Origin of the sequence: Candidatus Fonsibacter ubiquis (genome assembly GCF_002688585.1) — a bacterium.
GTDB classification, from domain to species: Bacteria; Pseudomonadota; Alphaproteobacteria; order Pelagibacterales; family Pelagibacteraceae; genus Fontibacterium; species Fontibacterium commune.
The window spans coordinates 193,232-218,042 of the sequence record NZ_CP024034.1 but is presented as its reverse complement, the minus strand read 5'-3'; the positions used below and the strand labels follow the sequence as shown (position 1 = coordinate 218,042).

Below are 24,811 nucleotides of genomic sequence, written 5' to 3'. Positions count from 1 at the left end.
AACAATTAATTTAATAATTGTGAAAATGCCTTATAATGTCTAAATCTTGTAAATGCATTTGCGTTTCTTTTTGCAGAAATTTTTTTTTTTATTATTTTATCTTTACTATCTGTCATAAAATTATCAAATGTGTCTAGAAAATTTTGTTGATCATTTGTTTTAAATAAATAGCCAGCGCTATTATTATCAATAAACTCTTTTGGACCACTTGGGCAATCACTAGAAATAATTACCGTATTTGTAGCTGCAGACTCTATCATAACAAAACCAGGGTCTTCCCATAAGGAAACTATGACAACACAAATTGATTTGCTTATAAACTGATAAATATTTTCTTGGTATTCAAGTAAAGTGGCTTGCTCATTCAAATTTAAATCTTTTAGTAATTTTTGATATTTTTCTTTTAACTCTCCTTTGCCAATTATTACCAGTTTAACACTAGGATACTTTTTCGAAATTTCAGAAAAAGATTTAATTAAAAATTCAAAATTCTTTTGTTTTGTAAACCTTCCTACAGATAAGATATATTGAGAGTTTTTATTTATTATATCTTTAATTTGCAAAGATTTTTTTTTATTTATAATATTAATATCTAATACCGGATCATAAACAACCAACATTTTATTGATATCAAAAATTTTTAGTTTAACAAATAATTTATAAGTTTCTTTTGTTGGAAAAGTTATTTTATAAATTTTTTTTGATAATAATTTCCAAAAAATTTTTCTAATAAAATTAAGTTTCGGATAACCAGAAATTCTTAAAATAAACTTAGTTTTAAAATTAAACAAAGCTAACAATGTAAGCGGTAGAGAGGTAATTAGATGTATTACTAAAAAATTTGGTTCATCTTTTTTTAGAATTTTTAATAGTAAAAAAAAATAATAAAAATAAATAAAAATATAGCTTAGTCTACTACGTATAAAACCGGTGCAAAATAAAAATTTTCTAAAATCAAACTTCGAAAGATATATTAATTTAATATTTTTATTTTTAATATTCTCAACATAATCATTCCATTCTCCAAAAACATTTATAATATGCGATTTGATTTTATTATTAGAAAATTTTTGTAAAGACTCTGCAGAATTTATTACTGCTGTAATTGTGGCAACTTTTGAAGTAAATGGTGACCAATAAAATACTTTCATATTTATATTTTAACTAATTTAATAAATATTTATTAATTATAAACAAATATTTTTTAAGGTTGTTATTATAATCAAATCTCTTTAAGTTTTTATAAGCAAAAAAAATTTTTTTCTTCAATTTTTTTTTATGCGAAGAATAAAAAATAATTCTCTTTGCCAAATTTTTATAGTCTCCAACTCTAAATAGAAAACCACCTTTGCCATTTAGAAGTATCTCCCTAGGACCTGTAGGACAATCAGATGAAATAATAAATTTTTTTAAACTAATTGCCTCTAGTAAAACATTAGGCAAACCCTCATATAAAGATGTAAGAATGAATAATTCTGATCTTTTAATAAATTTGAAAGGATTTCTATTGTAATTTATTAACTTAATTTTTTTTTGTAAATTATTTTTATTTATATAATTTTGTAATTTATTTTTATTTGAGCCGCTTCCTAAAATTATTAATCTAAAATTTAATTTTTCTTTAATTGTATTTAACGCCTTAAGCAAAGTTAAATGATCTTTTTGATCTGTTAATCTAGCGACATTTATAATTTTTAATATTTTATCTCTAACATTAAAAAAATTTGATGAAATTTTATCTCTAGCAAGTTTTCTTACCTCATATTTATTTAATGGATTATAGATGCAAGTACTTTTTAAATTAAATTTTTTAATAAATTCATTTTTTAAGGCGTAACTATTAACAATCACCTTTTCTGATTTTTTTAAAAAAAATTTAAAAATAAAATTTTTAAGGATATTACTAGACCAACCTTTGGTTGAGCTATTTGATCTAACTACAATTTTAACGCCTAAAATTTTACATAAAATAATAGCATAAATATTTGCTTGAAAAGATAACACTACTATTTTTTTATTTTTAAGAAAAAAAAGTAATAATAAAATTAATGATATAAAATATTTTATTAATCGCGAATTAATTTCTGGTATCTTAAACTTGGAGCTGACTACTTTGACATTTTTGCTAAAAAAATCTGTATTCTTTTTATCGGCTGTAATTACATAAACTTCGTTCTTAAGTTTGCTTGATAAATAATTAGAAATTACATAAAGATTTTTTTCAACACCACCACCTTCTATAGAAGGAATAAATATTACTAATTTTGCCCTATTCATAAATTTAAAAATTGATTATTAAAAATAATCGACTAATATTTTATATATATCAATCATTTTAAAAAAAAAATTTTTTGATCAAAAAACATCTCATATTCTTTCATCCATATTCTAATATTGGAGGAGCTGATAATTCATTAGCAAGATTGATTTCAAGTCTTGATTATAAAAAATATAAATTTACTTTTATCTCATTAAACAAAAGTATACTGCCAAAAATTATAAAAAAAAAGGTTAAGATAAAATTTATCAAATTAAATTCAACAAGAACTTTATTTTCAATTTTTAAATTAAGAAATATTATTAATAATATCTTAAAAAAAAATTATAATGCCAAAAATATCATTATATCTAATCAAAATTTTGCAAATATAATTATTTATTTTGCATTATATAAAATTGAAAAAATTAAAATTATATTTATCGAGCGTAATCATTTAGATGAACTAAAATTCTTTAATAATTTTAAAGACTTCATTAAAAAAAAAATTATCTATTACCTGATTAAGTTTATTTATAAAAAAGTAGATCTTGTAATTGGCATTTCCAAAAAATTATGTTTTGATTTAAAACTATATACTAATGCTAAAATAAAATTAATTTACAATCCTGCATTTGATAAAAATATTATTAAAAGATCCAATTTTTTTTATCCAAGTTTTTTTAATAAAAATAGTAAATTTATAATAAATGTAGGAAGATTCACAAAAAGAAAAAATCAAATTTTTTTAATAAGGGCGTTTGAACAGGTTATAAAAAAATTTGATAATATAAAATTAATTTTGATTGGTTACGGGGATGAACTAACTAAAATAAAAAAATATATAGCCTTAAAACAACTTGAAAATGATATTATAATTATAAGTAAATGTTTAAATCCCTATCCATACATAAAGAATTCAGATTTATTTGTATTAACATCTAAATATGAGGGTTTCGCTAATGTTATTGTTGAATCTGTTGTTTTAAATACTCCTGTAATTTCAGCAAATTGCAATTCTGGCCCTAGCGAGATACTTCTAAATGGCAAAGGTGGTGACTTATATAAACCAAATTCTATTATTGATTTAATAAAAAAAATTAATAATTTTTTTAATAACCCAAAAATATTAAAATCTAAAACAACTCTAGCAAAAAAATCACTTTATAGATTTGACAAAATACATAGTTCTAAAATCTATAATAAAGTTTTTGATAAAATATAAGTAAAATTTCTTATGATAATTAGAAAAGGAGGCCTTCGCCTTAAAAATAAAATTAAAAAAAATGATAAATTTTTCCCACTCGTTTCGATTATTACAGTAGTTCGTAATGGAGAAAAGTATCTAGAGCAAACTATTAAAAGCGTACTAAATCAATCTTATAAAAATATTGAATATTTAATAATAGATGGTGATTCAAAAGACAAAACTTTAAAAATAATTAAAAAATATAATAATAAAATAGACTATTGGGTAAGTCAAAAAGACAATGGACTATGGGAGGCTATGAATAAAGGTATAAAATTGGCTAAAGGATCAATAATTGGAATTATTAATTCAGATGATACCTATAATAAAAATGCTGTTAAAATTGCTGTAAAATATTTAAAAAAAAATTTTGATTTTGTATTTGGAAGTGTCCAAAAATATAAGCTATTATATGGATATAACCCATGGAAAATAAAATTTAGTTTTGGATTTTATACTTCTCATTCCGTCGGTTTCTTTATAAAAACTAAAGCTCAAAAAAAAGTTGGATTATACGACCCTAAATTTTTAAGTGCTGATTTAGATTTTTTCTATAAAATGATTGTTAATCATAAATTAATTGGCACTGCCTCAAAAAAAGAGGAGGTATTTGGTAAATTTAGACCAGGTGGTTTTTCATCAAAGATAAAATATATCGATCATTTAAAGGATTTAAATAAAATAAGAATTAATAATAATCAAAATAAAATTTTTGTTTATTTATTGTTTTTATATAAAATTATTAAAAATTTTAAAAAAATATTTTAATAAAAATTATATGCAAATTACTAAAAAAGTCGGGATTGTTGTTTTAACTTGGAACGATTCAAAAAACACAATTGAATGTTTAAAAAGCATACTAAAAAGTGATTATAATAAATACGATATAATTTTGGTTAATAATAATTCTTCAAAAAATCATATTTTACAAATCAAAAAATGGGGATCTAAAAGAATATTAGAAATAACTAAGAACTATAAGATTACTAATACAGGTCAAAAAAAATTATATTTATTAAATAGTAATAAAATTAAAAATCAAAAATGGGCTTTTAATCTGGGTTGTACCGCAGGTTTAAATTTGGGATATAAATTTTGTCTAAATCAAAATTATGATTTTATTGCCAGAATAGATTGTGATTTTATCATAACTAAAAACTACCTATCGGGAATGATAAAATCATTAACAACCGATGAAAGTATTGTCGCAATATCTCCTAAAATTCTTCATGAAGCTCACCGATGGAATGTTTTGTGGCATAACTTTAAATTTAAATGGAACTTTTTAAAATTTCAAAAAACAATGAATTTAAAAAAATATAGATTAATTGACAATAAAAATTTAAGTGGACAAAAAGAAGTTGATGCCATTTGCGGCTGCTGTTCAGTTTATAGAGCTAGTGTTTTAAAAAAAAATGGCTTAGGTGATGAAGACTTCTTCTTTGGTCCCGAGGATATAGAGCTATCTTTTAGATTGAAAAAATTTGGTAAACTAATAGCTAATCTAAATTACAAAACTTATCACAAAGTAGCTAGCAGCATTAACGTATCTGGAATTAGACAACGAGCATACTTTGAGGCTATTGGATGGCTGTTACTAATTAAAAAAATTGGCAATCTATCTGATAAATTTATAGGATATTCTTATTTTTTTTTACGGGTACCTTATTATTTAATGTTAAGCATTTTTAAAAAAAATAACAAAGAAAGATATTATGGTTTTTGCGAAGGAACATTGGAGTTTTTTAAAAAATATTAAATAAATTAATTTTTAATTAATAATCTTGTAGAGTAATCTACTCTATGAAACCAAGCTTTTTTTTCAGAAAAGAATTCATCAACTGCTTTTTTTGCTCCCATAAAATGTCCGTAGTCATCGACTATCAAAATTCCATTTTTTTCTAATAACGGGAATAAAATATTTAGTTCAATTTTTGTGGAACTGTAAAAATCTGTGTCTAATCTTAATAATGAGATCTTTTTTGGTAAATTGTTAATATCTAATAATGTTTCTTCAACTTTTCCTTTAATAAAATTAATATTTTTTAAATAGTTTATATTAAATTTTTTAATATTATTTTTTACATCTTGTATATTACAATAACACCACTGACTACCTTCCTTCTCAGAATTTTTGAGTTCTAGAAACTTATCAATGCTGCTATTTCCGCGTAAATCTAAATCATCTTTTCCAGGCAATGGCATACCCTCAAAGGTATCATAGGCAAAAATATTTTTTTCTACTTTATGCTCCTCTAGCAATTTAGACATAAGAATAATATTTCCTCCACGAAATATTCCTTATTCAACAAAACTTCCTTCAACATTATTTCTAATAACATGCTTAATAGACTGCAGTAAAGACCACTGACTTGGAATACTTGTCATTGTATATTCTTTAATATCATTCAATATTGCAGATTCATTTGCTGATATTTCCGCAACATAATTTTCGTTTTTTCTTAACCAATCATTTTTGGAAATAATTTCATACCCAAATAATTTAATTATTTTTTTTATAAAATTTTTCATAAAGTATTCTATTGTGAATATATAATATTTCTTAAACCTTTGGTGATATCAGTAAATTTTTTTACTTTAAAAATTCTTTTTAAAAGTGCATTTGAGCCATGAGTTTTATCTATCTCTCCTTTTCTACTATTTCTAAACTGTATTCTAATTTTTTTTTTTAAAAGTTTTCCGATAGTATTAGTAATTTTTAAAATATTTATTGGATTAGAAGAGCAAATATTAATGATAGGGTTGTTACTAATTTTTTTTGAAATTGATTTAATAAATGCTTTAACCACATCATCTATATAAGTAAAATCTCTTAAACTTTTTCCATGGTTATATAAAGTAATCAGTTTACTTTTATTTATTTTTTTTACGGCAGAATAAATAAACATATCAGGTCTCCCCATAGGTCCATACACTGTAAATAATCTAAAAATAATGTAAGGAATTTTTAATTCTTTAAGTTTTTTTCTAATTAAGTTCTCACACTTTAATTTTGTAACTGCATAATAATTAATAGGATTTAATTTAAAATTTTCTTTAATCGGAAATTTTTTTTGCTCACCATAAACTGAACTTGATGAAGAAAATATAAATTTTTTAACTTTAATAAGTCTTATAATTTTTAATAAATTTTTAGTAGCTAGAATATTGTTATTCTTATAACTGACGGGGTCCTTGAATGAATATATTACTCCAGGTTGTCCTGCTAAATGAAATATAAAATTTGGTTTTATTTCCAAAATAATTTTTTTAGATAAATTATAATTACATAAATTAATATTTAAAAATTTAAAATTTTTTTTTTTTTTTAGTATATTTGTTCTTTTTTTTTTAAGACTAATTGAATAATATTTATTTAAAGAATCGAGACCATAAACCTTATTTTTTGGATTCCTCAATAACTCATTAGCAAGATGAAAACCTATAAATCCACTGGAGCCTGTTAATAAATATATCATTTATTTGGATTTAAACTTTATAATAAAAGAAAAAAGTTTGTTAATTAAATAGTTTAAATTTAGTTTATAAGTGAAAAAATGTTCTTGAAAAACAGTTTGCTCAACTCTTCTATTCCAAAAATTTAAAGAAAAAAAACTTTTGTAGTTTTTACTTAGGTTATCATTATTAATACTTTTATAAGTGAGATAATAAGGAAAAATTTTTATTTGATAAAAGCTCATCGCAAATAGCATTAATTTTATATCAATAGCAAGTGTACAATATTTTAATATATCAATTCTTTTAAAAAATTCTTTCAAAATGTTCCTATGAAAAAATAAACTGCTAGTCCCAGAAATAAAAGGCCAATCATTAATTAAGTATTTATAAAAAAAATATTTTTTATAAAATGGAAATGATATTATTTTTTTTTTTTTATTGGATTCAAAATAATTATAAGAAAAATTTTGATATAAATTATTTTTAATACCACTTTTAATATTTATAATATTTTTTAGTTTATCTTTACTGAAAAAATCATCACCATCCAATAAGCAAATAATTTCACCCTTGGAAGCCAATAAAAGTTTTTTAATTTTAATAATTTGATTTAACTCAGGAATTTTTGAAAAACTTTTTGCATAAAAATATTTAATATTTTTATGTTTTAAATAACTATTAATTTTTATATTTTTTTTGTTTGAGGTATCAAATATTAAAATTTCAAAACTTCTTGAATATGTCTGTTTTAAACATGAATCTATACATCTAAAAATATATTTTTCTTGATTATGAGTATTAATGAGAATTGAAAATTGCATCAAATTAAATAATTAAGTATCTATAGATATTTTACATAATTAAATTATAAAAATGAATAATATACCAATTATTTTACTTGTTGGCGGAAAAGGTGAAAGGTTTGATTATAAAGAAAATATTCCAAAGCATCTAGTTAAAATTAATAATAAACCATTCTTAATAATACTTTTAGATTATTATTTTTCTAATAATTTCAAAATATTTCTATTACCATTAGGGTATAAAATGAATCAATATTTAAAATTTTTTAAAAATGCTAAAAATTTAAAAAATTATAATCTTAATATTTTAAATAAGAAATTATCTAATTTTAATCCAAATAAAAAAAATATATTTTTATTTAATGCTAAAAAAAATTCTAATAAACTACAAAGAATATTAAAAACGCTTAAATATATTAAAAATAATCCAATTATTGGTGCATGTTACGGAGATACAATAGCTGATATTAACTTTAAAAAAAATTTAGCTCTTTTAAAAAAAAAGCAAAATCAAGCAAGCTTGGTTTGTTATAAAACTAGATCTCCTTATGGAATTATTAAAATAAAAGATAAATATGTGAAAAAATTTATAGAAAAACCTATAATGAAAGATCCAATTAATATTGGTTTTTATTTTTTTAAAAAAGAGATTTTTAAAAAAAAATTTAATACTACTAAAGATTTAGAGACTTTTTTATTGCCCAAATTAGCCAAAAATAAAAATTTAATTTCGTTTCTCCATAAGAAAAAACATTATACTGTTAATAACCAAAAAGATTTAATTTTTTTAAAAAATCAAGTTAAAAATAGAAAAATATTTTAAATGTCAAAAAAAAATATCCTCATTACTGGTGGGTTTGGACTTCTTGGAAGAAATCTTTTTAAACTTTTAAACTCAAATAAGTATAATGTATTTATACTAGATAAAAAAAAAAATTTTTTTAAAAAATTAGAATTAAATATTAGAAAAAAAAATATCATTATTGGAAATTACTTAAATAAAAAATTAATTACTGATGTTATTAAAAAAAAAAAAATTAATACTATTTTCCATACAGGTGCTACGACACAAGTTTTAGAAGCTCTAGATAATCCTAAAAAAACCTATACCAATAATATTTTTGGAACAATCAAATTATTAGAAGCAATAAAAGATATTGACAAAAAAATAATTTTTATTTTTTCTTCTTCAGACAAAGCTTATGGTGAAGTTAAATCTAAATCATATAAAGAAAATACCAGTCTAAACGCAATTTTTCCTTACGATTTATCAAAAACATGTGCAGATTTGATATGCCAGTCTTACTCTAAAGTTTACAATCTTAAAGTTGGCATTCTTAGATGTGGAAATTTGTACGGACCCGGTGATCTAAACATGAGGAGAATTGTGCCTGAAACTATAATTTCTGCTTTGATGAATAAAAATATTATTATTAGATCTAATGGAAAACTTGTCAGAGATTATCTGCACGTTAGTGATGCTGCTAATGCTTATTTTTTACTTATGAAAAAACTATTAAATGCAAAACAAAATTTACAAATATATAATGTTGGATCAAAATATAATTTATCAGTTCTAGAACTTGTTAAAAAGATACTAAATATAATTAATAACCAAAAAACTAAAATTATAATTAAAAACTTTTCAAAAAATGAAATTAAATTTCAAAAATTAAACTTTAATAAAATAACTAAAGAATTGAAATGGAAACAAAAAATAAATATGGATGAAGGTCTTAAAAATACTATTGACTGGTATAAACAACACTTTAATTCACTAAAGCAAAAGATTAATATAAACTAAATTAAAAAACTATTATAAATTTGATTTTATTAAAATTAACCTTAAGATAAAAAAAATCGCGGGGTGGAGCAGTCTGGTAGCTCGTCAGGCTCATAACCTGAAGGTCCTTGGTTCAAATCCAAGCCCCGCAACCAATTTATTTAGATTAACTCTTAAAATAACTTAATTAGCTATTAACTAAATAATTGTCTTTTACAAAAATTATATCTAACTGATAAGTCTCCCCTGTGTTTACATCGCCCATAACTCTTTCAACGGACCAAATTACAAAATTTCTCTCTTTCAAAAAATTAATAATATCTAACCAATCTGGTTGTTTCTCATATAACTTTACTAATGACACCTCAACAACTAATGCTGCGATTAATTCCAAAGTTCTTTCTGCACCTTTTAAAACTTCCAATTCATAACCCTGCGTATCTATTTTTAGAAAAATATTTCTATCTAATTTTTTTATATAGTCATAAAAATTATCTAATTTTTTTATATTTATTCTTTCGGCGGATATTGTTTTGGATAAAGGTTTTAAATTTGTATGTTTTGGAAGAATCCTTAATAGACTACTGCTTTCTGAATGTTGTGAAATAAATATATCATTAGAAAAATCTTTTGCTCCTAGTCCACATTTTTCAGCAACGTACCAAGAAATTTTTTGTTTATTTTTCTCTGCGTTTATTAATAATTTTTCATAAGCTTTAGCTATCGGCTCAAAACTTATAACATTTCCTTTAAAATTTTGTTTAAGCAATCTTAATATAAACTGCCCCTCATTTGCTCCTACATCAATTATGCTTTTTATTCTAAAAAAATTAATTGAATTTATTAAATTTATCTCACTACTATGGATATATTTTAATCTAGAAATCTTATAACCAGTGAATGAAATTATTTTATTAATAAATAATTTAAATGAGTTAATCAACATAAATTTATTGTATATTAGTTCTATTTTTCTATTCTATAAATTATTAAATTATTTATTAAAAAATAATTTAATTAATTTACAAACGTGATTTATTTCTTTTACAGAATGTTCTTCGGAAATTGGTAAGCTTAGTATTTTTTTTCCAAGCATATTGCAATTACTTAATTTTTTTTTATAATTAAAAAAAGATAACTCATTAAGCATATATGGATAGTGTATCATCGTTTCTACATTTTTTTTTTTTAGAAATGACTGCAATTCATCTCTATCCCTGTCTAATCTAATTACAAATTGATGATAAGAATAACTAAAATTCTTTTGATAATTATATAATTTTAAATTTTTTATTAATTTTAAATTTTTATGGTATATTTTAGCTAGCGTTTTTCGTTTTTTTAATACCTGAGAATATTTTTTCATTTTTTCTCTAATTAAACAAGAATTTATACAATCCAATCTAGAGTTTCTGCCTATAAATTTATGATCATACTTTTGTATTGCGCCATGATTTCTGTATCTTGAGCAGAAATCAAAGATTTTTTTATTTTTGGTTACAATTGCACCTCCGTCACCTATGCCTCCAATATTTTTGCTTGGGAAAAAACTAAATGTTCCAATATCTCCAAATGTTCCTACATGCCTTCCATTAATAAAACTTCCTTGTGCTTGCGCACAATCTTCAATTATTTTTATATTTCTTTTTCCAATAATTTTTTTAATTGAAAGCATATGCGCAGGATTTCCATATAGATGAACTGGTATAATACAGGAAGTTTTTTTATTAATCTTTTTTTTTAAATCTGAAAGACAAATTGTATAATCATCTAAATTAACATCGCATAAAATCAGTTTTAAATCATTTGCTACTACTGCTGCAGCTGTTGATATCCATGTGTTCGCCGGCACTATAATTTCTGAATTTTTTTTAAGTTTTAAACTTTTTATTGCAATCTCTAGAGCGTCCGTTCCGTTTGCAACGGCTATTGTAAATTTAGAATTAACAAATCTTGAAAATTCCTTCTGAAAATTATCTATTTCTTTACCTCCGACAAGTTGATTATTCCTTAATAAATTATTTATTTTATAAAAAAGTAATTTTTTATTAGGTATTAATTTATATAAATTGGTAAAATTAATATTCATAATGTAAATTATATTATAATTTTGATTTAATAATATAAGAAAATTTAATTAATAAAATTAATAAATAAAAATATTTATAATTAAAAAATGAAACCAACTTTGATAGATAAAAAAAAATATAAAGACAATAGAGGATATTTTCAGGAAATTTTTAAAAAAAACGAAATTCAAATTAATACACAAATAAAATTTACCGCAATGTCTTATTCTACTCAAAATGTTATTAGGGGCTTGCATTTTCAAAAGCAAAATGCCCAACTAAAAATAATAACAGTAATCAAAGGAAAGATATTAGACGTATGTGTGAATTTAAAAAGTAATTCGAGATATTTTAAAAATGTGTATAAGTTTTTATTAACACCAGGTAAAATTTTAATTATACCCAACTATTATGCGCATGGCTTTGAATGCTTAAGTAGAGAAGCCTATGTATTTTATCATATAGATAAATACCGAGACAAAAAAAATGAAAGCGGCATTTTATATAATGACAAAGAATTAAAAATTAAATGGAAAACAAGAAATCCTATTTTATCTGATAGAGATAAAAATTTAATTTCACTAAAAGATTTTGAAAATACAATTGGATCGCTTTGAAGTTTCAAAAATTTTATTCTAAATTGTTAAAACAATGTATAATAAAAAAGTTAATAGAAACTGCTTATAAATTAATATAATTATAAAAAAATCTTTTTATAAATTTAATCATTAAATTATAATTTTATGCTTCCTAAAATATTACGACCAATTAAAGTTAACGATTTAATTAGAATAGGAAATAAATTTGATGGCGGGTATGTAATTACTAAATCAATTTTTAAAAAAATAAAACAATTAGTAACTTTTGGTTTATTTGACGAATTTTCCTTCGAACAAGATTTAAAAAAAAAAATACCAAAACTGGAGATTTTTGTTTTTGATCACACTGTAAATATAAATTTTTGGATTAAAAATACCTTTAGGTGGCTTTTTCATTTTTTAATAAATGGAAAAAATTTTTCAAGAATATTTAGATGCCTTAAGTATTATATTTTTTTTAATAAGAAAAAAATTATTCATATTAAAAAAAAAATTGTTTCCTCAAAAAGAAGGGAGCCAAACTCAATATCAATCAATGAAATTATCAAAAATTATAATATTGTTAGTGAAAATTGCATAATAAAGATTGATATAGACCTTGATGAATATAGAATATTAGATGATTTAATTAAATTTAATTTTCTAATTATAATAATAGAGTTTTCTCATATCGATCTGCATTTAGACAAGGTTATAAATTTTATAAAAAAAAATAAAAAAATGTCTATTATTCACTTACATGGGAATAATTTTGATTGGCCTGATGAAAATCAAAATCCAATACATTTAGAAATTACATTTTTAAATAATCGATTGTGTAAAGTTGGGAAAAAAAAATCAAATCAATTCTACCCTATTAAAGGTCTCGATTATCCAAATGATTTTAAAAAACCAGAAATAAACTTAAAATTTAGCAAATAAATTCTAAAAAAGACTATGTTAACAATACGTTTATATAAATCATTTTTAGATAAGCATATTGTCAAATATGTTAATTTATATTTAGCTTCGTCTTGGATTTTCTGTAAAAGTAAATTGGTCTATGAAATTAAGAAGAGTGCATTCTTTAATAAAATCATAAACGTTTCATAAAAAAATGAAAAGTTTAGCACCAATAGTAATTTTTTCATACAAGAGAAGAGAAACGATAGAGAAATTAATAATTTCTTTACTAAAAAATAAAGAAAGCAAAAATAGTAATTTATATATATTTCAAGATAATCACAAAAATATTTATGATAAAAATAGAGTAGAGGATGTTAAGAGCTATATCCGAAATATAAATGGTTTCAAAAAAAAAAAAATTTATTATAGATCGATAAATTTTGGATTAAGCAAAAATATTATCGAAGGAATAAAATTAGTTTTTTCTAAATACAATAAAGCAATTTTTTTAGAGGATGATCTTATAGTTTCTGATCAATTTCTTAAATTTATGAATAAATGTCTAAATTTTTATTATAAAAAAAAAAAGATTTGGCATATTTCTGGATGGAATTATGACATCAATATTAAAAATAATAAATATGACGCTTTTATAATTAGAAATACAAATAGCTGGGGATGGGCAACTTGGAAAGATAGATGGAAATATTTTTCAAAAGATCCTGAAAAAATAGTTAAAACATGGAAATCAAATAATATTGCAAAGTTTAATTTGGATAATGTTTATGATTTTTTTTTGCAAATAAAAAAAAATTATTTAAGAATTTCAGATACCTGGGGAATTTTTTGGTACGCAACAGTTTTTGTAAATAGAGGGTTATGTATTTATCCAAAAAAATCCTTGGTAAAAAATATAGGTTTTGACGAATTTGCCACAAATACAAAAGTAAAACAGTTTTTTTTTGATAACACTATTGATTACAAAAAAAAGAACATTATGTTACCAATAAAACTAAAAGAGAATAAATTATTTTTAGAAGCAATAAAAAATTTAATTTTAAAACAAAGATCTCTTTTATATAAAATTTATATGATTATTAAAAAATATCAGAAAAATATTATTAAATATTTTTGTTATTAAAAAATTACTTTTAAAATTATTTAGCTCTAATTATTAAACTAATCAATAAATTTGCTATATTTATATTCTTTTTATTTTTAATATTAAATCATAAATTATTTAAAAATCGGATATAAATTACAACTGTGAATAAAAAAATAAAATATATTTTATACAAAAACTATAAAGAGACAAATGGATCTTTAACACCATTTTATATTAATAGAAATTTTCCCATAAAAATAAAACGTTTTTTTTTAATTAAGGGTAAGAAAGGCCAAACCAGAGGTAAGCATGCTCATAAAATTTGCAATCAGCTTTTTGTTCCTGTTGCCGGTAAGGTAAAATTAAGCATCTTATCTCCAAAAAAAAAAATTATTTATTTAGATTCAAATAAAAATCTGGGACTTTTTGTTCCAAAACTGCATTGGTGCGAAATAACATTTAAATCAAATATTACTGCTTTGTTAGTTTTGTGCGATTATAAATATAAAAAAACTGAATATATAACAAATATAGAAAAGTTTCATTCTATGTTTAAAAAAAAATGAACATACTTATTACTGGATCTTTAGGCCATATAGGTTCCTTTTTCTTAAAAAAAATTACTCGTAATCGTAAAATTAAAAAAATTTATATTATTGATAATAATAAATCTGAGAAAATAAATATTTTATTCAATTTAAAATCAAAAAATAAAATTTTTTTTAGACTTGGAGATCTGACAATTAAAAAAACATTAAATAATATTAAAAATATTAAAACTGTTATTCATTTTGCCTCTCTAACTAATGCGGAGGAAAGTGTAAAATTTAAAAAAGAAATTTCCTCAAATAATTTTTTATCTTTTTTGAACATTGTAAATTTTTGTATAAATAATAAATCTAATTTAATTCATATTTCTTCAACAAGCGTATATGGATCTCAAGATGCTATTGTCGATGAGAACTGTAAGCAACTTAAACCCCAAAGTCCTTACGCTGAAATTAAATTAAAAGAAGAGAAATATTTAAAAAAATTAAAAAACAAACTAAAATTTATTACATTAAGATTTGCGACTATTGCAGGTGTTTCTAATGGAATGAGATTTCACACGGCTGTTAATAAATTTTGTCATAATGCAATCATGAATAAACCAATTACCGTTTGGAAAACAGCTATGAATCAATATAGACCATATTTATCTCTAAATGACGCCTATAAAGCTATTCTTTTTATTTTAAAAAAAAATTTATTTGATAAGTCAATTTATAATATAGTAACTACTAATCTTACTGTAGGCCAAATACTAAAAAAAATTAAAAAAATTAAAAAAGATATTAAAATTAAATATACTAATTCAGAAATAATGAACCAACTGTCTTACCATGTTCTTTCAAACAAAATAAAAAACAAAGGATTAAATTTAGGAAAAAGTATTGATAAAGACATTGAAGATACTTTTAAAATATTTAAATCCATAAAAAACTATTAAAAAATGAGTTTTTGCAAAATCACTAAAAAAAAATTAAAACCTTTCATGAGTTTCGGCCAAATGCCTTTAGCTAATGGATTTTTATTAAAGAAAGATTTTAATAAAGAATTTTTTTATAATTTAGAAACTTCATTTAGCGAGGAAATCTCTTTGTTTCAAATTAATGATCATCCAAAACCAAAACAAATGTTTAATAAGCATTATCCTTTTTTTACATCAAGTTCAAAATTTATGATTAAACATTTTAAAAAATATTCGGAATGGGTAAAAAAATTTCTGAGTAATAATTCTAGATTAATAGAAATAGGATCTAATGATGGAACATTTCTAGAAAATTTCAAAAAACTTGATATTGAATATATAGGATTTGAGCCATCATATAATGTGTTTAAAATAGCACGTCAAAAAAAAATTAATACCATAAACAAATTTTTTTCTACTCAACACATATATAATTTAGAAAATTTTAAAAAGAAAACCGATGTAATTGTTGGTTCAAATGTAGTTTGTCATATACCTGATCTTGTCGATTTTATAAAAACAGTAGATTTGTTGTTAAGTTCTAATGGAACTCTAGTCTTTGAGGAACCATATCTAGGCTCAATGTATGAAAAAGTTTCTTACGATCAAATTTATGATGAGCATATTTTTTTATTCTCTATAACTTCTATTTCTAAAATTTTTAGAAGTTTTGATTTCGACCTTGTCGACGTCATTCCTCAAATAACACACGGAGGATCTATGCGATATATTTTGAAAAGAAAAAAGAATAGAAATGACCTTGGAAAAGTAAAAAGATTTATTGAAAAAGAAAAAAAATTAAAGATTGACAGTCTTGAAGGATGTTTACAATTCAAAAAAAATTGTGAAATGTCTAAAAATAAATTAAATGAGACGCTATACAAAATAAAAAAATCTAATCAAAAAATATGTGGTTATGGAGCGACCTCCAAAAGCACAACAATATTAAATTATTGTAATATTGGTCCAGAATTAATTGATTGTATTTTTGACACCACAAAAGAAAAGATAGGAAAATTTTCACCTGGTATGCACATACCTATATATAATTACAAATTATTTAGAAAATCTAATTATAATAATGTTTTTTTATTTGCATGGAATCATAAGAAAGAAATTCAACTAAAAGAAAAAAAGTTAAAAAATATTAATTGGATTACCCATTTAATTTAGCACAAGTTGTAAAAAAAACTAATGTTAAAAAAAACTTATACAATCTTTGGCCATACTGGTTTTATAGGTTCGGCGCTTAAGAACAAACTTAAAACCCAAAATTTAATTCTTCCAGAAAAAAAAGAATTAAATTTTAAAAAAAACCTTGGAAATATTATTTATTGTATAGGAAGCGACCTGTGGAAAAAAGATATTTACAATTCATACTATGCTAACTTAGGTCTTATACCAGATATTATCAAAAAAAATAAATTTTCAACATTCACTTTTTTGTCCAGTATTAGAATTTATAATAATTCTAAATCATCTAAAGAAGAGAGCAATTTATATATCAATCCAAATTACCATAACGATTATTATAATATAAAAAAAATATGCGCGGAATCATATTTATTAAGCTCAAAAAAAAAAATAAAAATTATAAGACTTACAAATCTTTATGGTGAAAATTATTATGCACCCATTGTGCTTCCTACTTTTATAAGAAGCGCCATTAAAAAAGGGGAGATTCTAATAAGTATTAATAAAAATTCCTTAAAAGATTATTTAAGTATTGATGACGCTATAAATATAATATTGAAAATCATTCAATCAGGTAAAGAAAATATTTATAATGTTGCTTCTGGTAAAAGAATTTCTCTAATTTCTATAGCAAATGAAATTAAAAAAATAACTAACTGCAAAATAATTTTTGCAAATCAAGGTGAGAAAATAAATGAAAAATTAATTAATATTTCTAAAATCAAAAAAGAATTTAATTTTAAACCATCAACCTCTCTTCTTAAAGATTTAAATCATCTTGTTAAAAAATTTTCTAATAATCTATAATGAGTTTTTTTTACAATAAACTAACTATTTTTATGATTGCTTATCATTCAGATTATAGTTTTGAGCGTATAATAAAAAAAATTAATCCTAAAATAAAAATTATAATTATTGAAAACTCTAATTTAAGTGAAACTAAGACATATTTTGAAAGAAAATATAAAAACGTTAATGTTATTCTATGCAGGAAAAATTTGGGTGTTACAGGCGCGATGAATCTAGCATTTAAAATTATAAAAACTAAATTTTCTATTTATCTAGACATGGACATAGATTTTAAAAGAGGAACTATAGAAAAATTTATAATGCATGCAAATCAAATTAAAAATTTTTCTTTTTTAGTGCCAAATCTTTATAATTCAACTTACCCACAGAACTTTTATCTGGATAATTTAAATAGTAAAGAAAAGAGAAATAATTACGTCAAAATGAAATTAGCGCATTTTCACTTTGTTCTTTTTAACATGTATGCAGTAAAAAAAATAGGTCTTTATGACACAAAAATTTTTTTTTACTATGATGAAACTGACTATTGCTTAAGAGCTTTAAAAAAGAATTTTTACATTTATCTAATAAAAAATATAAAAGTAAAACATTTTGAAGGAAAATCATACAATAAAAATATTAAAAATAAATTTGAAAACCTTCGACAATGGCATTTAATGTGGAGTAAGTTTTATTTTCACAGAAAACACTATGGGTTAATAAGTGCCTTCTATCAAACCTACAAAGATTTATTTTCTAGCTTTTTAAAAATGATTATCTTTTTTTTATTAAGTAGAAATAAATTCCAAATCCATCAACATAGATTATCTGGTTTAATTAATAGTATGCTTGGAAAAAAATCATGGAAAAGAGTTCAGATATAAAAAAAATAATTCTTGTTACGGGAAAGAATAGTAGGTTTTGTTTTTTTTTAAAGAAAGATTTAAAAAAATTTAAAACTTATTTTACTTCCAAAAATAATTTTAATTTACTTAATTTTAACCAAATGAAAAAATTTATTAAAAATAAAAAAATTACACACTTAATTCATGTTGCTGGACTATCAAGACCTATGGATTTACATGAAAAAGATATTAATTTAAGTATAGATTTAAATGTTATTGGAACTGCCAACATTGTAAAATTATGTAATTTATTTAAAATTAAATTAGTATATTTTTCAACTAACTACGTGTATCCAGGAAAAACTGGAAATTACAAAGAAACCAGCAAGCTACTTCCGTTTAATAATTATGCTTGGTCAAAACTTGGCGGAGAAACATCTGTCCATCTTTACAAAAACTCATTAATTTTAAGATTGTGTATGACAGACTTTCCATTTACGCATAAAAAAGCAATTAAAGGAGCAAAAACAAGTTTTATTTTTAATAAAGATGTTTCTAAAATTATGCCATTTCTATTAGATGAATCTGGAATTTTAAATATTGGCGGAAAAAAAAGAGATATATATGAATTTGCAAAAAAATTTAAAAAAAAAATAAAATTTATTGAATATAAAAAAATTAAAAATTTTCCAAGAGATAGTTCACTAAATATCCAAAAACTTAAAAATATTTTAAAAAAAAAAACATTTAATTTTAAAAATATTTAATAAGAATTATAAAAAACTACTTTTTTTAATTTTAAAAACTATAATTAAAAATAAAAAAATTTAAGATATTTAAATAAATACTAATTTAAGATTTTAATATTAAAATTTTTAATTATAATTAAAAGTAAATGCCTGCAGCATAATAAAAAATAAAATATTAGTTATTTTTGCAGATAATTTTTTATATATTTATTTCGCTTCAATAATTTAAATAACTCTTTTATCTTTAACATTTTAGTATTTTCAGAATTATAATCATCATACTTATTTGCATTTATATCGCCGGTAGACTCGTATAGGTCATAATTTAAATCTCTATTATCAGTTAAAATTCTGTAATATTTTCCCAGATCTATTGCCTTGGACATTTCTTCTCTTGATACTAACGTTTCATGTAATTTTTCTCCATGTCTAATACCACTAATTTTTATATCACACTTTGATTTTAAAATTTTTTTAATACAATTTGCTAAATCTAAAATTTTACATGCGGGTGATTTTTTAACAAATATATCTCCTTGCTCTCCATGCTTAAAAGCATAAAAAACCAAATCAATTGACTCATCAAGTGACATTAAAAATCTTGTCATTAAAGGATGGGTAACCGTTAAATTTTCACTTTTTTTTATACATTCTAAAAATCTAGGTATGACAGATGCTCTTGATCCCATAACATTTCCATATCTAGTAATGCAAAGTTTCGTTTCAGATTTTGAAGATATTCTAGCTTTAGCTAAAAGTATTTTTTCTGCCATAGCTTTTGATATGCCCATGGCATTAATTGGATAAACGGCTTTATCTGTGCTGAGCAAAACTAATTTTTTAATTTTATTATCCTTTGCGGCATTAATTGTATTTTCTGTACCAATAATATTTGTTTGAACGGCCTCAAAAGGATTAAAATCACAAGATGGAACTTGTTTTAAGGCAGCTGCATGAAAAACATAGTCAACATTCTTCATAGCATGGTACACACTAGTATAATTCCTAACGTCGCCTAAAATAAATTTTACCTTTGAATTTCTTGTTATTAACCTAATATCTTCTTGTTTTTTTTCATCTCTACTAAAAATAATTATTTTTTTTATATCTGTAGCTAACAATTTTTTTAGGACAGCTGAACCAAATGAACCTGTGCCTCCTGTAATTAAAATACTTTTATCTCTAAAAAAACTTTTCATAATTTAATTTACTCTACTATAAACTTATATAGGATAACACATGATATCTGAAATGAAAAAAGAAAAGTTTACATATAACTATTTAATAAAAATAATTAAAAAAGCAAAAAATAAAAAATATAAATTTATATCTTTAAAAGATTACAATAAATATAAAAATAAAAAAAAATTTCTTTTAAGACTAGATTTAGATTTTTATCCGAAAAGTCTTTCTGGTATCCTAGAAATTGCAAAAAAATTTAAAATTCCTCTCACAATTTATATAAGGGTAGCTGGCCCATATAACATATTCTGGTATGAAAATTATACAATCATAAAAAATGCTATTGATCAGGGTCACACTATTGGACTGCATTCCAATTTTATTGAGAGAGCAAAGCTTATAAAAAAAAGTATAACAAAATGTATTGATGACGAAATAACAGTCTTAAAAAAACTTTTTGGAAATATTATTACTTTGGCACCACATCGAGACATTAATTATATTGAAAATAGTCTACCGTGGATAGAAAAAAATTGGTCAAAAATAAAAAAAAAACATAATTTCAAATTTCATGCTTATGAAAAAAAATTCTTTTTGAATTTTGAATACATAAATGAGGGTTTAAATCCTCATCTTTGCTGGAGAAATATTACACCAGAAACTGCTATGAAGAAGAACAAAAATATTTATATGCTAATACATCCCCATTGGTGGTTTAATAAAAATCCCTATGAACATTATTAATAATAAAAAATCTATAGTTTTACTTGGTACACGACCACTATCATTAAAAATATATAAATTATTTAAAAAACAAATTGTTGGAGTTGTAAAAACTACAGAAAAAAGAAAGTGGTGGAAAAATGATATAAATAATACAAAGAAAATTAAATATTTAAAATTAAACCAATTAAAAAATTTAAATTATGATTTAGGATTATCAGTAAATTATAATAAAAAAATTAAAAAAAATATACTTAAAACTGCTAAAATTGGTTTTTTAAACATTCATTACTCATACAAAAATTATTACAGAGGAAGAAATATAATGTTTATGTCGATAATTAACTATCCAACTCAAATGGCTGGATTTACAATACATTGGATGGATCAAAACTTTGATTCGGGTAAAATTTTATACACTAAAAAAGTAATAATTAATAAAAAAGATACGAGCGAGACGCTGTATATTAAAATTGAAAAAGAGTTAGTTTATTTTTTAAAAAATAATTTTATAAAAAATTTTGATAAATTTATGATTTTAAAGCCTAAATTACCATTAAAAAAATATTTATATTTTAAAAAAAAAAAATTTCGACCTTTTATTGAAAAATACTTAAAAAAAAATAATAATAAAGATAATAAAATAAGAATAATAAGAGCTTTAACTTTCAAAAATTATAATAAAAAATTAATTTCTAAATTAAATCGTATTTAAAATCTTTATTATTTTTAAAATTTTTTTTTTACTTATCGACGAATTGCAAGGTAACGCTATTAAATCTTTCCAAAAAGATAGGGTATTTTTACATTCATTTTTATTATTTAAGCTAGAAAATTTCTTATATAGGTGATTTGGAAAATGAAGTTTAGTACATTCGATATTTCTTTTTTTTAAATAATTAATAATGTAATTAGATTTTTTTGACTTTATGAAATATACCCAACAGTTAGATTTCGAATTTTTATAAAAATTAATTTTAGTATAAAGTTTATTACTTAGTAAATTATCTTGATACAAATTTAAATTCCTTGATACCAAATTAAAATTTCTTTTGAAATTCTTTAACTCATGATTCAATATGGATGCACACAAATCTGACATTTCGAAAAAAAAACCAATTTCATTTAGTTGAAAGTTTTCATTAATTTCACCGTTTTTTTTTCTAAAATTATTTTTTTCTATTCCATACTTTCTCATCTTAATTAATTTTTTGGTAATTTTATTATTTGATGAAATTATTGCTGCTCCATTTATTGAGGATATTTGTCTGTTCGGATAAAAACTTAGAATTGAATAATCTGAATTATCACCTACTCGAATACCATTTATCTCACTACCAAAACTATTATTAATATCCTCAATAAATATTATTTTATTATTTTTGCAAAAATTTTTAAATTTTTTAGTTTCGGTAGGATATCCCGCTACGTGATAAAGAATTAAAGCTTTTGTTCTACTATTAATTTTTTTTTCACAATCACTTAAATTCATTTCAGGGTAATTCTTATTCAAATCTATCCAAACTGGTTTTGCGCCTAAATTAATAATTGGGGTAGTAGAAGATAAACAATTAAATGATAATACTAATATTTCATCATCCTTTTTTATATTACAGGCCTTTAATAGTAAAAAAGTTGCATTACTTAAATCAGACAAAGCTACGACTTTTTTATTTTTTTTAAAATAACGTGAAAGATTATTTTCTAACTTTTTGACTTCAATTCCACTATAAAATTTTCCTGACAAAAAGATTTTTTTCGTTGATATAAATGATGAATTGTTTAATTTTGTGTTAAATAATTTAATCAATTTTTTTAAATCTCACTTTTTCAAAATATAATCTATTTCCACTTTTGTCCTGAATATATGCATTAGGGTATGGAAAAGTTAAGCATCTAATTTTATTGTAAATAAACTTTAGACCTTTATTTTTGAAATCATTTATTGAAATTTTGCTTTGATAAGGACATCTTCTTTTAAAATAACTCCCTTTAATTTTTTTTTTTAATGGTTTGATTTTTGGGTATTTTTTTAAAAAATTTTTAATTAACTCAAAGCTGGCAGTTTCTAAATTATTAAAAATAACACTCATTGAATCTCCTTTGAGAGATAGTTTTTTTTTCAAATACACATCTCCATCATCAATTTTTGATGTTAATTTATAAATACTTACTTTTGTATTAATTATATTATTTAATATTTGATTTTGAATTGGACTACCACCTCTATAGTTAGGTAAATCAGACGGGTGAACGCCATAGCACTCAAACTTATTTACAATCTTTTTACTTAAAATATTACTCCAGCCAATAGCTAAAATTAGCGATTTTTTATTGCTTAATTTAGTCAATTTATAAAATTGATTACTCTTTTCAATAATTAAAATATTTTTTTTGTGTAAATATATTTTTAGTCTTTCTGCAACTTTCAACGCCCAATCTCTATAAGCTAAAATTATGATTTTCATTTAAAATTCTTCAGAATATTTATAATTATATTTCTTTTACTTTTTTTCAACCACCAACCACATGGGATATGTAATATTTTTTTATAAAACTCTTCACAACCCTTTAAATTTAATTTGTTTGAATTGAAAATTGGATGAATGTTATTCAGCACGTGAACTTTGGAAGCTTCTATTCCAAAATAATTAAGTTTTTTAATTAATCTTAGACTATTCTTAGTTAATACATTAAAAAGCCAATAAACAGATTTATTATTTTTAGCAATTGGAGAATTTTGCAAATTCGGGTTACTTTTGATAGCTTTTTCAAATAATCTCGCATTTTTAATGCTTATAGAGTTTAGCTTATTAATTTGTTTCAATTGAAGTTTTCCTATAACAGCAGTTATATTGTTCATATTATATTTATATCCTAGATCTTTAATTCTATTTTTTGACCTAGCTAAGCTCTTCGTTAAACCAAACCATCTGATTCTTTTTGCTTTTTTATAAAATTTTTTATTTTTTATTAATAAAATACCGCCATCAATAGTTGTAATTTGTTTTACTGCTTGAAATGAAAATATTGAGAAGTCTCCAAAACTTCCTACAAACTTATTTGAAATTTTTGCACCCAATGCGTGAGCACAATCTTCAATTAAGTATAATTTATATTTTTTTGCAATTTTTTTTATTTTATCTACTTCAGCTGGATATCCTCCATAATGGACTATGCAAATTGCTCTTGTATTTTTATTAATATTTTTTTCTACGCTTTTTGGATCTAAATTTCCTGTTAAAGGATTCACATCTGCAAATCTAACTCTTCCGCCTGCATGTAAGATTGCAATATTGGTTGGTTCTGCTGTAACTGGAGAGGAGATGATTTCATCACCTTTTTTAATTTTGCATAACATATATGCAATATGCAAAGCTGCTGTACCACTATTTACAGCTAACACATTATAATTGATATAATTAAATTTCTTTTGAAAATTTTTTTCAAATTCGTAAACTATTTTTCCTTCTGCAATATTTCCAGAATATAAAGTTTTTGATAATTTAGATATTAATATTTTTTTTTTAGGTAATGATACTTTTAATAAGGGTATTTTATTTTTAAACATTTATATTTTAATATATAATTAATAATACATACTGATAAA

The 24,811-nt window shown here is 22.2% G+C and carries 28 protein-coding genes and 1 tRNA gene; 17 read left to right on the top strand and 12 right to left on the bottom strand.

Annotated elements, in window-relative coordinates; translation table 11 throughout:
* Positions 1-5: 5 nt before the first annotated feature.
* Together CR143_RS01195 and CR143_RS01190 are read right to left on the bottom strand one after the other, a co-directional pair.
* Positions 6-1,151, bottom strand: a complete 1,146-nt coding sequence (locus CR143_RS01195; protein WP_099340031.1) for a glycosyltransferase — start codon at positions 1,149-1,151, stop codon at positions 6-8.
* Between the two features lie 13 nt (positions 1,152-1,164).
* Positions 1,165-2,277, bottom strand: coding sequence for a glycosyltransferase (locus CR143_RS01190; protein ID WP_099340030.1), 1,113 nt, complete (start codon positions 2,275-2,277; stop codon positions 1,165-1,167).
* A gap of 74 nt (positions 2,278-2,351) precedes the next feature.
* Between CR143_RS01190 and CR143_RS01185 the strand changes: the two genes are divergently transcribed.
* Genes CR143_RS01185 through CR143_RS01175 form a run of 3 tightly spaced genes read left to right on the top strand, consistent with a single transcriptional unit; the run spans position 2,352 to position 5,265 of the window.
* Positions 2,352-3,482, top strand: a complete 1,131-nt coding sequence (locus CR143_RS01185; protein ID WP_099340029.1) for a glycosyltransferase — start codon at positions 2,352-2,354, stop codon at positions 3,480-3,482.
* A gap of 12 nt (positions 3,483-3,494) precedes the next feature.
* Positions 3,495-4,274 carry a glycosyltransferase family 2 protein gene (locus tag CR143_RS01180; protein ID WP_099340028.1) on the top strand — a complete coding sequence of 260 codons (780 nt, stop codon included), beginning with the start codon at positions 3,495-3,497 and terminating at the stop codon, positions 4,272-4,274.
* 10 nt (positions 4,275-4,284) lie between these two features.
* Positions 4,285-5,265 carry a glycosyltransferase family 2 protein gene (locus CR143_RS01175; protein ID WP_157780299.1) on the top strand — a complete coding sequence of 327 codons (981 nt, stop codon included), beginning with the start codon at positions 4,285-4,287 and terminating at the stop codon, positions 5,263-5,265.
* Between the two features lie 5 nt (positions 5,266-5,270).
* Here the strand turns inward: CR143_RS01175 and CR143_RS01170 are convergent, their stop codons facing one another.
* Genes CR143_RS01170 through CR143_RS01155 form a run of 4 tightly spaced genes read right to left on the bottom strand, consistent with a single transcriptional unit; the run spans position 5,271 to position 7,786 of the window.
* Positions 5,271-5,804, bottom strand: coding sequence for a TylF/MycF/NovP-related O-methyltransferase (locus CR143_RS01170; protein ID WP_275655709.1), 534 nt, complete (start codon positions 5,802-5,804; stop codon positions 5,271-5,273).
* 3 nt (positions 5,805-5,807) lie between these two features.
* Positions 5,808-6,038 (bottom strand): hypothetical protein, encoded by a 231-nt coding sequence (locus CR143_RS01165; protein WP_099340025.1) that lies wholly within the window; start codon positions 6,036-6,038, stop codon positions 5,808-5,810.
* A gap of 8 nt (positions 6,039-6,046) precedes the next feature.
* The gene (locus tag CR143_RS01160; RefSeq protein WP_099340024.1) at positions 6,047-6,985 is read right to left on the bottom strand and encodes an NAD-dependent epimerase/dehydratase family protein; all 939 of its coding nucleotides are present in this window, start codon (positions 6,983-6,985) and stop codon (positions 6,047-6,049) included.
* The gene (locus CR143_RS01155; protein WP_099340023.1) at positions 6,986-7,786 is read right to left on the bottom strand and encodes a glycosyltransferase family 2 protein; all 801 of its coding nucleotides are present in this window, start codon (positions 7,784-7,786) and stop codon (positions 6,986-6,988) included.
* A 52-nt stretch (positions 7,787-7,838) separates the two neighbouring features.
* On the opposite strand from CR143_RS01155, the gene CR143_RS01150 reads away from it, so the two are divergent.
* The 3 genes from CR143_RS01150 to CR143_RS01140 all read left to right on the top strand — a co-directional run bounded on the left by CR143_RS01150 (position 7,839) and on the right by CR143_RS01140 (position 9,706).
* Positions 7,839-8,591 carry a nucleotidyltransferase family protein gene (locus CR143_RS01150; RefSeq protein ID WP_099340022.1) on the top strand — a complete coding sequence of 251 codons (753 nt, stop codon included), beginning with the start codon at positions 7,839-7,841 and terminating at the stop codon, positions 8,589-8,591.
* Positions 8,592-9,572, top strand: a complete 981-nt coding sequence (locus CR143_RS01145) for an NAD-dependent epimerase/dehydratase family protein (protein WP_099340021.1) — start codon at positions 8,592-8,594, stop codon at positions 9,570-9,572.
* 57 nt (positions 9,573-9,629) lie between these two features.
* Positions 9,630-9,706, top strand: a tRNA-Met gene (locus CR143_RS01140).
* Positions 9,707-9,738: 32 nt separating this feature from the next.
* On the opposite strand, the gene CR143_RS01135 is transcribed toward CR143_RS01140, so the two are convergent.
* Complete coding sequence (locus tag CR143_RS01135; protein ID WP_099340020.1) at positions 9,739-10,497, bottom strand: FkbM family methyltransferase; 759 nt, start codon at positions 10,495-10,497, stop codon at positions 9,739-9,741.
* Between the two features lie 48 nt (positions 10,498-10,545).
* Positions 10,546-11,640 (bottom strand): DegT/DnrJ/EryC1/StrS family aminotransferase, encoded by a 1,095-nt coding sequence (locus tag CR143_RS01130; protein ID WP_099340019.1) that lies wholly within the window; start codon positions 11,638-11,640, stop codon positions 10,546-10,548.
* Between the two features lie 87 nt (positions 11,641-11,727).
* Between CR143_RS01130 and CR143_RS01125 the strand changes: the two genes are divergently transcribed.
* The 9 genes from CR143_RS01125 (at position 11,728) to CR143_RS01085 (ending at position 19,314) form a co-directional block, all read left to right on the top strand.
* Positions 11,728-12,237, top strand: coding sequence for a dTDP-4-dehydrorhamnose 3,5-epimerase family protein (locus CR143_RS01125; RefSeq protein WP_099340018.1), 510 nt, complete (start codon positions 11,728-11,730; stop codon positions 12,235-12,237).
* A 126-nt stretch (positions 12,238-12,363) separates the two neighbouring features.
* Positions 12,364-13,140 carry a hypothetical protein gene (locus CR143_RS01120; RefSeq protein WP_099340017.1) on the top strand — a complete coding sequence of 259 codons (777 nt, stop codon included), beginning with the start codon at positions 12,364-12,366 and terminating at the stop codon, positions 13,138-13,140.
* A gap of 175 nt (positions 13,141-13,315) precedes the next feature.
* Entirely contained in the window at positions 13,316-14,245 is a 930-nt protein-coding gene (locus tag CR143_RS01115) for a glycosyltransferase family protein (protein WP_099340016.1), read from the top strand.
* Positions 14,246-14,370: 125 nt separating this feature from the next.
* Entirely contained in the window at positions 14,371-14,775 is a 405-nt protein-coding gene (locus CR143_RS01110) for a sugar 3,4-ketoisomerase (RefSeq protein ID WP_157780298.1), read from the top strand.
* Positions 14,772-15,698, top strand: a complete 927-nt coding sequence (locus tag CR143_RS01105; protein ID WP_099340014.1) for an SDR family oxidoreductase — start codon at positions 14,772-14,774, stop codon at positions 15,696-15,698. The genes CR143_RS01110 and CR143_RS01105 overlap by 4 nt, the downstream gene beginning before the upstream one ends.
* 3 nt (positions 15,699-15,701) lie before the next feature.
* On the top strand, positions 15,702-16,892 hold the full coding sequence (locus tag CR143_RS01100) for a class I SAM-dependent methyltransferase (RefSeq protein ID WP_099340013.1): 1,191 nt from the start codon (positions 15,702-15,704) through the stop codon (positions 16,890-16,892).
* Positions 16,893-16,913: 21 nt separating this feature from the next.
* Positions 16,914-17,720, top strand: a complete 807-nt coding sequence (locus CR143_RS01095; protein ID WP_099340012.1) for an NAD-dependent epimerase/dehydratase family protein — start codon at positions 16,914-16,916, stop codon at positions 17,718-17,720.
* Positions 17,720-18,586, top strand: coding sequence for a glycosyltransferase family 2 protein (locus tag CR143_RS01090; RefSeq protein ID WP_099340011.1), 867 nt, complete (start codon positions 17,720-17,722; stop codon positions 18,584-18,586). The genes CR143_RS01095 and CR143_RS01090 overlap by 1 nt, the downstream gene beginning before the upstream one ends.
* Positions 18,565-19,314, top strand: coding sequence for a sugar nucleotide-binding protein (locus CR143_RS01085; RefSeq protein WP_099340010.1), 750 nt, complete (start codon positions 18,565-18,567; stop codon positions 19,312-19,314). Before CR143_RS01090 ends, CR143_RS01085 begins: the two co-directional genes overlap by 22 nt.
* Before the next feature lie 161 nt (positions 19,315-19,475).
* Here the strand turns inward: CR143_RS01085 and CR143_RS01080 are convergent, their stop codons facing one another.
* Positions 19,476-20,495 carry a polysaccharide biosynthesis protein gene (locus tag CR143_RS01080; RefSeq protein WP_099340009.1) on the bottom strand — a complete coding sequence of 340 codons (1,020 nt, stop codon included), beginning with the start codon at positions 20,493-20,495 and terminating at the stop codon, positions 19,476-19,478.
* 52 nt (positions 20,496-20,547) lie between these two features.
* Here CR143_RS01080 and CR143_RS01075 point away from each other — a divergent pair, with 52 nt between their 5' ends.
* Positions 20,548-21,222 carry a hypothetical protein gene (locus tag CR143_RS01075; RefSeq protein WP_157780297.1) on the top strand — a complete coding sequence of 225 codons (675 nt, stop codon included), beginning with the start codon at positions 20,548-20,550 and terminating at the stop codon, positions 21,220-21,222.
* Complete coding sequence (locus CR143_RS01070) at positions 21,209-21,916, top strand: formyltransferase family protein (RefSeq protein ID WP_099340007.1); 708 nt, start codon at positions 21,209-21,211, stop codon at positions 21,914-21,916. The genes CR143_RS01075 and CR143_RS01070 overlap by 14 nt, the downstream gene beginning before the upstream one ends.
* Here CR143_RS01070 and CR143_RS01065 read toward each other — a convergent pair.
* The 3 genes from CR143_RS01065 to CR143_RS01055 are packed head-to-tail and all read right to left on the bottom strand — an operon-like array spanning position 21,902 to position 24,772.
* On the bottom strand, positions 21,902-23,011 hold the full coding sequence (locus CR143_RS01065) for a DegT/DnrJ/EryC1/StrS family aminotransferase (RefSeq protein ID WP_099340006.1): 1,110 nt from the start codon (positions 23,009-23,011) through the stop codon (positions 21,902-21,904). The genes CR143_RS01070 and CR143_RS01065 overlap by 15 nt on opposite strands.
* Positions 23,004-23,669 carry a formyltransferase family protein gene (locus CR143_RS01060; protein WP_099340005.1) on the bottom strand — a complete coding sequence of 222 codons (666 nt, stop codon included), beginning with the start codon at positions 23,667-23,669 and terminating at the stop codon, positions 23,004-23,006. Before CR143_RS01060 ends, CR143_RS01065 begins: the two co-directional genes overlap by 8 nt.
* Positions 23,666-24,772 carry a DegT/DnrJ/EryC1/StrS family aminotransferase gene (locus tag CR143_RS01055; RefSeq protein WP_099340004.1) on the bottom strand — a complete coding sequence of 369 codons (1,107 nt, stop codon included), beginning with the start codon at positions 24,770-24,772 and terminating at the stop codon, positions 23,666-23,668. Before CR143_RS01055 ends, CR143_RS01060 begins: the two co-directional genes overlap by 4 nt.
* Positions 24,773-24,811 lie beyond the last annotated feature (39 nt).

Excerpts from the sequence above, each read along its gene's own strand:
- CR143_RS01175 (WP_157780299.1), top strand. The coding sequence starts at position 4,285 with ATGCAAATTACTAAAAAAGTCGGGATTGTTGTTTTAACTTGGAACGAT.
- CR143_RS01120 (WP_099340017.1), top strand. The coding sequence starts at position 12,364 with ATGCTTCCTAAAATATTACGACCAATTAAAGTTAACGATTTAATTAGA.
- CR143_RS01125 (WP_099340018.1), top strand. The coding sequence starts at position 11,728 with ATGAAACCAACTTTGATAGATAAAAAAAAATATAAAGACAATAGAGGA.
- CR143_RS01135 (WP_099340020.1), bottom strand. The coding sequence starts at position 10,497 with ATGTTGATTAACTCATTTAAATTATTTATTAATAAAATAATTTCATTC.
- CR143_RS01195 (WP_099340031.1), bottom strand. The coding sequence starts at position 1,151 with ATGAAAGTATTTTATTGGTCACCATTTACTTCAAAAGTTGCCACAATT.
- CR143_RS01180 (WP_099340028.1), top strand. The coding sequence starts at position 3,495 with ATGATAATTAGAAAAGGAGGCCTTCGCCTTAAAAATAAAATTAAAAAA.
- CR143_RS01165 (WP_099340025.1), bottom strand. The coding sequence starts at position 6,038 with ATGAAAAATTTTATAAAAAAAATAATTAAATTATTTGGGTATGAAATT.
- CR143_RS01070 (WP_099340007.1), top strand. The coding sequence starts at position 21,209 with ATGAACATTATTAATAATAAAAAATCTATAGTTTTACTTGGTACACGA.
- CR143_RS01100 (WP_099340013.1), top strand. The coding sequence starts at position 15,702 with ATGAGTTTTTGCAAAATCACTAAAAAAAAATTAAAACCTTTCATGAGT.
- CR143_RS01055 (WP_099340004.1), bottom strand. The coding sequence starts at position 24,772 with ATGTTTAAAAATAAAATACCCTTATTAAAAGTATCATTACCTAAAAAA.
- CR143_RS01190 (WP_099340030.1), bottom strand. The coding sequence starts at position 2,277 with ATGAATAGGGCAAAATTAGTAATATTTATTCCTTCTATAGAAGGTGGT.
- CR143_RS01075 (WP_157780297.1), top strand. The coding sequence starts at position 20,548 with ATGAAAAAAGAAAAGTTTACATATAACTATTTAATAAAAATAATTAAA.
- CR143_RS01150 (WP_099340022.1), top strand. The coding sequence starts at position 7,839 with ATGAATAATATACCAATTATTTTACTTGTTGGCGGAAAAGGTGAAAGG.
- CR143_RS01160 (WP_099340024.1), bottom strand. The coding sequence starts at position 6,985 with ATGATATATTTATTAACAGGCTCCAGTGGATTTATAGGTTTTCATCTT.
- CR143_RS01145 (WP_099340021.1), top strand. The coding sequence starts at position 8,592 with ATGTCAAAAAAAAATATCCTCATTACTGGTGGGTTTGGACTTCTTGGA.
- CR143_RS01105 (WP_099340014.1), top strand. The coding sequence starts at position 14,772 with ATGAACATACTTATTACTGGATCTTTAGGCCATATAGGTTCCTTTTTC.
- CR143_RS01095 (WP_099340012.1), top strand. The coding sequence starts at position 16,914 with ATGTTAAAAAAAACTTATACAATCTTTGGCCATACTGGTTTTATAGGT.
- CR143_RS01080 (WP_099340009.1), bottom strand. The coding sequence starts at position 20,495 with ATGAAAAGTTTTTTTAGAGATAAAAGTATTTTAATTACAGGAGGCACA.
- CR143_RS01130 (WP_099340019.1), bottom strand. The coding sequence starts at position 11,640 with ATGAATATTAATTTTACCAATTTATATAAATTAATACCTAATAAAAAA.
- CR143_RS01090 (WP_099340011.1), top strand. The coding sequence starts at position 17,720 with ATGAGTTTTTTTTACAATAAACTAACTATTTTTATGATTGCTTATCAT.
- CR143_RS01085 (WP_099340010.1), top strand. The coding sequence starts at position 18,565 with ATGGAAAAGAGTTCAGATATAAAAAAAATAATTCTTGTTACGGGAAAG.
- CR143_RS01155 (WP_099340023.1), bottom strand. The coding sequence starts at position 7,786 with ATGCAATTTTCAATTCTCATTAATACTCATAATCAAGAAAAATATATT.
- CR143_RS01115 (WP_099340016.1), top strand. The coding sequence starts at position 13,316 with ATGAAAAGTTTAGCACCAATAGTAATTTTTTCATACAAGAGAAGAGAA.
- CR143_RS01060 (WP_099340005.1), bottom strand. The coding sequence starts at position 23,669 with ATGAAAATCATAATTTTAGCTTATAGAGATTGGGCGTTGAAAGTTGCA.